This is a genomic window from Extibacter sp. GGCC_0201 (assembly GCF_017566055.1).
In the GTDB taxonomy this organism is placed as follows: Bacteria; Bacillota; Clostridia; order Lachnospirales; family Lachnospiraceae; genus Extibacter.
This window is the reverse complement of sequence record NZ_JABFCH010000133.1, coordinates 1-227: the sequence shown is the minus strand read 5'-3', so window position 1 is coordinate 227 and position 227 is coordinate 1. Positions and strand designations below refer to the sequence as shown.

The following is a 227-nucleotide window of genomic DNA, read 5'->3' as shown; positions in this document are numbered from 1 at the left end:
GGCTATCAGCGCCGTCGGTGCGTTCCCCACGGAAAAGATCACTTGTTTTCCAGTCTCCTTTGCCATACGAGCCGCCTTTTCCATACTTGCATATGCCCTTGTAAGCCCTTGTTCCTTTGCCGTTTTCGCCACGTCTGGATCTGCCATGTAGCAGTGTACTTCCACTCCCAGTTTTTCCAGGGACGTCCGGTGAATCCCAGCCTTTGTCATATTGGTATCCGTCACAA

General features: G+C 52.0%; 1 protein-coding gene. It reads right to left on the bottom strand.

Features of this window, described 5'->3' with window-relative positions:
- Positions 1–227: precorrin-8X methylmutase (locus tag HJV72_RS18995; RefSeq protein WP_208073430.1), on the bottom strand; the 227-nt coding region annotated here is incomplete at both ends.